Source organism: Serratia sp. HMSC15F11, from assembly GCF_001808215.1.
Lineage (GTDB): Bacteria > Pseudomonadota > Gammaproteobacteria > Enterobacterales > Enterobacteriaceae > Serratia > Serratia nevei.
This window is the reverse complement of record NZ_KV792443.1, coordinates 1-7,189: the sequence shown is the minus strand read 5'-3', so window position 1 is coordinate 7,189 and position 7,189 is coordinate 1. Positions and strand designations below refer to the sequence as shown.

Below are 7,189 nucleotides of genomic sequence, written 5' to 3'. Positions count from 1 at the left end.
ACTTGTATTCAGACAGGCAATTGATAACGCCAATAACTATAAAAACTGGAATGTATACCATGAAGGATTCAAGCCGTCTAAGAGCGATGTAGGGCTTTCTAACGTTACTAACGATGCACAGTTGAAGATTGCAAGTAACTTAAATGACTTGAACAACAAAGCAACGGCTCGTACTAACTTAGACGTATATTCCCGTACTGAAACAATTAACGTTGCAGCTCGTTATACACTACCAATTCACAATACTGGTACGCGAGGCTTCTTACCTATTGCACAGATTAAGAATTCTGGTAATGGTGCAGGCTTTATGAACTTTACAATCTATGGTGCAAATAACTATGGATATAGTGCTTCAAACGTAGACCAAGTAGCTATTAGTTGTTGCAATCTTTCCAGTATGACAGCTGAAACCATTACTCAAATCGTTAAACACGTAACAGTACTGCAATCTGCTGTTAGTCGCCTTCAAATAGGTTTATCTCCAGTTGATATAGCTGCTGGTATTTGGAACGTATATTTGATTGCAACTAACGGATTCTATAGCGGTGTTGGTATGGAAATCGGTAATGTCGTTGGTGGTGGTTCTTTCATTACTGGCTTTATGAACGATCGTATAATGCCTGCATGGACAACTACAGTACCGGACAATTTACTAACCGTTGCTCCAGAAAATGCAATAACAAGTACTAGCGTAATTCCCGTTACAAATGGCGGTACTGGAGCTACTACAGCAGCAGCAGCTGCGACTAATTTAGGTTTAGGCACTACTGATACAGTAACGTTCAAGAATCTAATTCTTGCGAATACACAAAGTCCTACAGTAACATTACAGAAAGCAATTATTAGTAGTAACTCTTCAGACCAATTAGTGATGAGTTCACCAACAGGCGTATTCATTCGTCCAAATGGTGATTCTAATACTTCAGTACAAATGCGTTATAACAATGACGGTACTCTAGTATTTTCTGGTACTGCTATTACATTAAACGGTTCATTGGCAATGAATGGCGGTATTACATCGAATAATAGTATTACACTAACGAATGGCAGTACTGACACTGCATTTACTACCAATGGTGCTAAATTTCGAGCAAATCCAAGTGGTGTCGCAGTTATATCCACAACCTCGTCAATTTTCCTACGTCCAAAAGGGGATACTGATTCGACTGTACAAATACAGTATAAATCTGATGGTTCAATAACCTGTGAAGGTAGTTCATTGTCAGTATCTGGTGTATTAACTGCCAAATCATTGAACTTAACAAATGCATTAGCAGTGAATCAAGGCGGCACGGGAGCTACATCGGCAGCAGATGCACGTACTAATCTTGGTGTTGCATATGGTAATACTGCTGGAACAGTCGCACAAGGGAATGACAGTAGACTGAACACTATCGACGGAAAAATCGGCGGTGAAATCACGGGTGCAATGGGTGTTAATGGATCAGGGAATGTAAATCTAACCGATCAGGGAACATTTATACTATGGAATGAAGAACGTGGTAAAGGTTCTGGTTCGATCATTGTTAACCCCGGCCAAGGAACAGAAGGTACTTTCAAAGTTCGCTTGGTCAACAGTGCCAACACACAGGAATACTCAAGATTTGAATTCAGACGTGACAGCACCCTAACAATTCCAAATGGTATGATCTGTGTAGCTGGACGTGTAAGAGCATTTGCCTCTGTAGGTTCAACATACGTAACTATAGATGTTGATGGTGCAAATAAAGGTATTAACTTCTTTGATTCTGATAAACGATTAAAAGAAAATATTTTACCCGTCCAAGAAGGAAAAGCACTCTCACAACTAAAACTGATAAACCCAGTTTCATATAAATTCAAAGATACTTATTGGACAGATATGAATGATGTTCAACATACAATGACAGGTAAGTCATATTCATATGGTGTTATTGCACAAGAAATTATTGATGTTATTCCAGATGCAGTCAACGTAATGGAAGATGAACGAGGAAGTATGTCATTAGATCCATTAGCAATGATTGGATTCTTACTGTCAGTAACCAAAGACCTTTCGGTTCAAATTGATGCTATGAAAACTACTATCGAAGAACTAAAGAATAAATAAATACAACGGGGCAAGGATGCCCCAATCACTTATAAGGATATAATATGGACATTTTCTCAGGTGCAAATCTTAAAGTAGAATTCAGTACTACTTCTGGTCCTACTGTCAGCACCGATTTTAAAGTAATTCCCGAAATTGCTTCTTTTGTAACTTCAGGATTTGAAAGTACTGTTATTGAAGTAAAGACGTTTAATGATCCGTACTCACGAAAACTATTAGGCACAAAAAATGTTCCTGATCTGGAACTCGAGGTAAATATAATCCCCGATGATGTAACCCACATGGCTATGGAAGCGGCTGCTGATTCACAAAAACGTTGTCAAATTCGCATTACTTACTTTGAAGATGCTACACACACATCTGGTTTTTTCATCGTTTATAACGTACTTGTTGCCAGTACTACACTCAGTGGCGATAAAGACGAAGTAGTCAAGAAAAAATTCAAACTAGCAGTTGATAAAGGATCTGTTGCTTCTGGTACTACTCCAGTAACACCATAAATACACATGCAAAAACAATAATAACGGGGGATCAATTCCCCCATTTATGGAATCTTTTCAATGAACTTACAAGACCTACAAAAACTACTAAAACCTAAACTACACAAAATCGATTTTCACGGAATGGATCTATACATTCATCGTCCAAGTTCTGCTGATTTTGATAAATGTACAGATGCAAAAGCAACTCTTATTCACTGTGTTAAAGATGAGAACGGCGATCCTATTTTCGCAGATGGTGAAATTCAAGGCCGTATTGATGTTAATTCAATTGATGCAATGTACGTTGGTGAACTGAATCAGAAAGTTATTGAACTATGGACTACTGAGGCATCTACTCAAGTTGAAGATCTCGAAAAAAAATAAGAACCGGTGATCCACGTTTACAGTACTTTCTAAAGATGGTTAACAAACGTGGACTTTCGCCGGATGAATATTATGATTTGCCAGATGATCTACTTGAAGCACTAATGATCTATGACCAACGCATTGAACCAAGCGGATTACAAGTACAAAGTGCCATGTTCGCTAATCTTTGTCATTTGTTAATGATGACTTCACCCAATCTATCAGAGAAGGGAAGAAAAGAGGCCAAACTCAAGGATTGGGATCTATTCGGTACGTTCGACAATCTCACCGCATCCGAACGCCAGAAGAAACGCGAAGAAGAAGAACAAGAAAATAAAGTACAGAACATTAAAAAGTCATTCCGTGATTTAATGGATATGGAAAAAGGGAAGAAGAATGGCAAGCAACAATAATAATAATATCGTCGTTAATATTACTGGTAACAGTCAAGGACTAACAACGGCAGTTAATCAGGCACAAACTAGCCTTGGCAATCTTCGTTCTGCTGCACAGGGAAATCTTAATAGTATTACAAGCTCAATGGCAGGTATGACTACTGGTATGAAAGTTGGTTTTGCTGGTGCTACTGTTGTACTGGCAGCATTTTCCTTTGCTCTTACTTCAGTAGCACAGGCACATGAACAAGCAATGGAATTAGTTGCCGCAGCTGCTAAATCTGGTAATAGCGTTGAAGTACTTCAACAGCAAGCGGGGATGTTACGTCAAACAGGATTAACTCTAGATACCATAGCAGACCAAAATAAGGACCTAAAGGATAAATTAGGTGACGGATTAGCAAACAACGGTGGCAGTATGCTTACTGATGTTATCCAGCCTTTGAAACTAAACATTCTAGAACTTAAAACTCTTGCAGATGCAGGTGAAGATGTTTATGCAAAGATCTACTTTGCTGCTAAGGCACAAGGTCTAAGTAATACTGAAATTACTAACCTAATGGAAACAATAGGTAATGATGCAGTTTCACGTGTTCAGGTATATGAAAAGTATGCTTCTCAGCAGGACTATTTAAACGAGCAAGGAAGACAAACAGTATCACTCACTTCTGAACAAGTTGAAAAGTTTAAAGAGTATGATGCTCAATCAGCCCAACTTGCAAAAACATGGGAATCATGGAAAAACAGTATTGCTAGTGGTTTAGTACCGGCATTGACTCAAGTACTTACGTTATTGAATGGCATTACTCAGGCTCGTACTTCTGAAGATTTCAAAAAGATGTATAACGGCTCTGAAACCGTTTATACAGCGGCTGGCTATGAAGACAAAGCAGCTACTGGGGCATTACGTGCAGCCTTGAAGCTACAACGAGATATTCTAGCTATACAGAAAGACCAAACCAAAGAAGTCAAGAAGCAAGAAGAAGTTTCAGTTAGTCGGCGTACTATTCAGAACTCAATGCAACCACTTTATACAAAGGCAGATCAAGCCAATCAGAAATTAGCAAACTTAACGCAACGTTATAATGATACTAAAAATGCAATCATGAAATCTAATGATGAAGCATATAAAAGTAATCCTGCATTACGTCAAAAAGATCTTTCGGATCTTGAACGTATGTATAAACAACAACGTCAAGAACAGTTAGATATTATTAACGATAAAAACGGTAAAGACAAAGCAGCAAAAGCCGCAGAATCAGCAGCAACGAAGCAAGCTGCACTTGATAAGAAGAATGCAGATGCACGGAAGAAAGCCCAGCTAGATTTAAGTACTGCACTAAGTAAAATTGGCGAAACTGAAATGCAACGTCAGTTAAACGCTTTCGATTTTCAACAAAAAGAAATGCAACGCAAGATTGCCGAGAATGCAAAGTTGCTTGGAAAATCTCAAGCAGAGATTGATAAGTACTTAGCACAGGCAAAAGAGCAGGGTGCAAGACAGCGTACAGAACTAATCAATAAACAGATTGGTTACAACGATCCGAATCAAGGATTGAAGGACTTAAACGCAAATCTTAATGGTGTAACTCTAAATGACCAACAGAAGAACTATCTAGGACAGCAACAAGACCAACGGCTTTATGGTGATAATCCATTTGCAGTTGATACTACTCAGTCAAAGCAACAACAGCTAGAAGACCAGTACAATCAAGAAATGGCACTGAATGAACGTCTCTATGCCGGTACTGAAGAGTACGAGAAGAGGAAGGCAGCCCTACAAGCCAAGTATGCACAGGACTCAATGAACACGGCTACAGAGAACACACGAGCACAGCTTACTCTATTGGGTAATGCGGCTGGTGATATTGGTGGCATGATGGCCGGTGCGTTTGGGGAACAGTCAGCCGCCGCAAAATCGGCCTTCGCGATCCAGAAAGGACTAATTATCTCTGAAACTATTATGAAAATTCAGTCTGCTCTTGCAAGTGCACTAGCAACACCGTTCCCGGCCTCGCTAGGGGCGTATGCTCAGATCGCCGGTATGGGTATGCAGATTATCAGTACTATCAAAGGTGCTTCCAGCGGCCAGTTTCACGGAGGTATTGATGAACTTCCTAGTCACCTAAATAACAAGTCATTTGTACTGCAACAGGGCGAGAGAGTGATTCAGGCACCGCAAAACAAGAGGCTAATTAGTTTCCTTGATAAACAAGAACAATCTTCTGGTAATGCCAGTACTGGAGAAATCACAATCAATGCTCCCTTGGTTGTCCAAGGCGGCATTAATGATGACAAGATGTTTAATGACTATCTAAAACGACATGCAAATAATGTTAATCAGGCTGTTAGGTCTGCTCAATCAAGAAATGCATAAATAAATACCCGGCAATGTCCGGGTTTTTTATTGCCCTAAATACTACATAAGCTAAGGAGCATATATGGCATCATTTTCAAATAATATCAAAATCAATGGGGTTTCAGTATCCAGTACTGAACCGCGTTATTCAAATCGCTCTTGGACAGGGACAGAGGTTACTAGGAGTACTGGCATTCAGTACTATAAACTAGAATTCACATTGACTTTCAAACAACAATCACTAGCAGAATATCAAGCATTCGTTGCTGAGTACTCACGTGGAAAGCCTTTTCCTTTTTCATTAGGTCACATGGGCGTCTATAAAGGATCTCAATCTGGGGCTGTTTCGGTATCTGCACAGGCATTAAAAGGTTCTTATCAAGTTTCCAGTACTGCCAATACTCTTGAAATAGGTTCATTGATTCAATTTACGAACCATTCAAAGATTTATCGCATTATTGGCCGGACAGGTAATGTACTTCAATTGTTCCCCAATCTACGTGAAAACGTACAGACAGGTGAAACTATTCTTTATAACAATCTTCAAGGTACTTTTACCCTTGACATTGAAAATGAATATAAAGTTCCTGTTAATAATATCATGAGTGTTAATCTCAAGGCGACGGAGTACTTATAATGAATGAATTATTGACTAATCCAGACCTATTACAGTACTGGAATCTTACGAGAGGTGGTAATAAAACCAAACTTACTATTACTGAACTAATGTCACTTGGTGTTCATTGTCGTGCAATTGATGTATTTCCAAAGAATGGCATTCCTCCAATTTTCTGGACTGATGGTTTTGTAGATCTCAATATCAATGGGACACAGTATACAAGCTTTCCTGATCTAATTAGTGATTCATTTCCAAGTTTCACAGAGACAAAGGAAATTAACAATAACAGTATTAACTTTAAAGTAAGTAACGTTAATGACAGTACTAGAACATTGGCACTAGGTGGAGCCTTTCGAGAAGCAAAGGTTAATATCTATCTCGTAATACTTAACCCAGCCGACAATTCAGTACTGAACAGTACACTCATGTTCAGTGGTTTCATTGACTACATTCAGGCAGAAGCAGATCCAAACGCGGCAAAGAATGAAATGAGCGTATATCTAAATTCAGTATATAAGAAGTTAGACCTACAACCTCGAACTATTGCGGCTAACTCAGTATATCAATCTTATTATCCCGGTGATGAGTACTTTTCATTACTTGGACAAGTTAATGCTAACCAATCTTGGAGATATAAATGATTAATAAAATAGTAGACATATGTCAAGGTGCATTAGAACAACCATATCAGCTTGGAAAGAATGATTGCAATATTCTAGTACTAAAAGTTATCGATCTAATGTGCAGTACTGAATACGTTGGGATGTGTAAATATGACACATTGCGTAAAGGTCGAAACATTCTAAAGAAACTAGGCGTTAGCAGTACTTTCGAGTTGATTGAACAGTACATCGAGGAAGTTGAATTCCCAATTCCGGG

The 7,189-nt window shown here is 38.8% G+C and carries 7 protein-coding genes and 1 pseudogene; all 8 read left to right on the top strand.

Annotated elements, in window-relative coordinates; genetic code table 11:
- On the top strand, positions 1 to 2,089 hold a 2,089-nt coding region (locus HMPREF3138_RS26245; protein ID WP_139145137.1), incomplete at its 5' end, for a tail fiber domain-containing protein.
- 44 nt (positions 2,090 to 2,133) lie between these two features.
- The gene (locus tag HMPREF3138_RS25330) at positions 2,134 to 2,589 is read left to right on the top strand and encodes a hypothetical protein (protein ID WP_083301477.1); all 456 of its coding nucleotides are present in this window, start codon (positions 2,134 to 2,136) and stop codon (positions 2,587 to 2,589) included.
- A gap of 60 nt (positions 2,590 to 2,649) precedes the next feature.
- On the top strand, positions 2,650 to 2,955 hold the full coding sequence (locus HMPREF3138_RS25325) for a hypothetical protein (RefSeq protein ID WP_083301476.1): 306 nt from the start codon (positions 2,650 to 2,652) through the stop codon (positions 2,953 to 2,955).
- A gap of 35 nt (positions 2,956 to 2,990) precedes the next feature.
- Positions 2,991 to 3,350 (top strand): hypothetical protein, encoded by a 360-nt coding sequence (locus HMPREF3138_RS09340; protein WP_070558943.1) that lies wholly within the window; start codon positions 2,991 to 2,993, stop codon positions 3,348 to 3,350.
- Entirely contained in the window at positions 3,334 to 5,709 is a 2,376-nt protein-coding gene (locus HMPREF3138_RS09335; protein ID WP_139145136.1) for a coiled-coil domain-containing protein, read from the top strand. The genes HMPREF3138_RS09340 and HMPREF3138_RS09335 overlap by 17 nt, the downstream gene beginning before the upstream one ends.
- 64 nt (positions 5,710 to 5,773) lie before the next feature.
- Positions 5,774 to 6,328, top strand: coding sequence for a hypothetical protein (locus HMPREF3138_RS26240; RefSeq protein ID WP_139145135.1), 555 nt, complete (start codon positions 5,774 to 5,776; stop codon positions 6,326 to 6,328).
- Positions 6,328 to 6,951 carry a DUF2163 domain-containing protein gene (locus HMPREF3138_RS25320; RefSeq protein ID WP_083301474.1) on the top strand — a complete coding sequence of 208 codons (624 nt, stop codon included), beginning with the start codon at positions 6,328 to 6,330 and terminating at the stop codon, positions 6,949 to 6,951. The genes HMPREF3138_RS26240 and HMPREF3138_RS25320 overlap by 1 nt, the downstream gene beginning before the upstream one ends.
- Positions 6,948 to 7,189, top strand: a pseudogene (locus HMPREF3138_RS26815) (ornithine carbamoyltransferase); the annotation flags it as partial. The gene HMPREF3138_RS25320 and the pseudogene HMPREF3138_RS26815, both read left to right, overlap by 4 nt.

Coding starts and splice junctions, on each gene's coding strand:
- HMPREF3138_RS25320 (WP_083301474.1), top strand. CDS start 6,328: ATGAATGAATTATTGACTAATCCAGACCTATTACAGTACTGGAATCTT.
- HMPREF3138_RS09335 (WP_139145136.1), top strand. CDS start 3,334: ATGGCAAGCAACAATAATAATAATATCGTCGTTAATATTACTGGTAAC.
- HMPREF3138_RS26240 (WP_139145135.1), top strand. CDS start 5,774: ATGGCATCATTTTCAAATAATATCAAAATCAATGGGGTTTCAGTATCC.
- HMPREF3138_RS09340 (WP_070558943.1), top strand. CDS start 2,991: ATGGTTAACAAACGTGGACTTTCGCCGGATGAATATTATGATTTGCCA.
- HMPREF3138_RS25330 (WP_083301477.1), top strand. CDS start 2,134: ATGGACATTTTCTCAGGTGCAAATCTTAAAGTAGAATTCAGTACTACT.
- HMPREF3138_RS25325 (WP_083301476.1), top strand. CDS start 2,650: ATGAACTTACAAGACCTACAAAAACTACTAAAACCTAAACTACACAAA.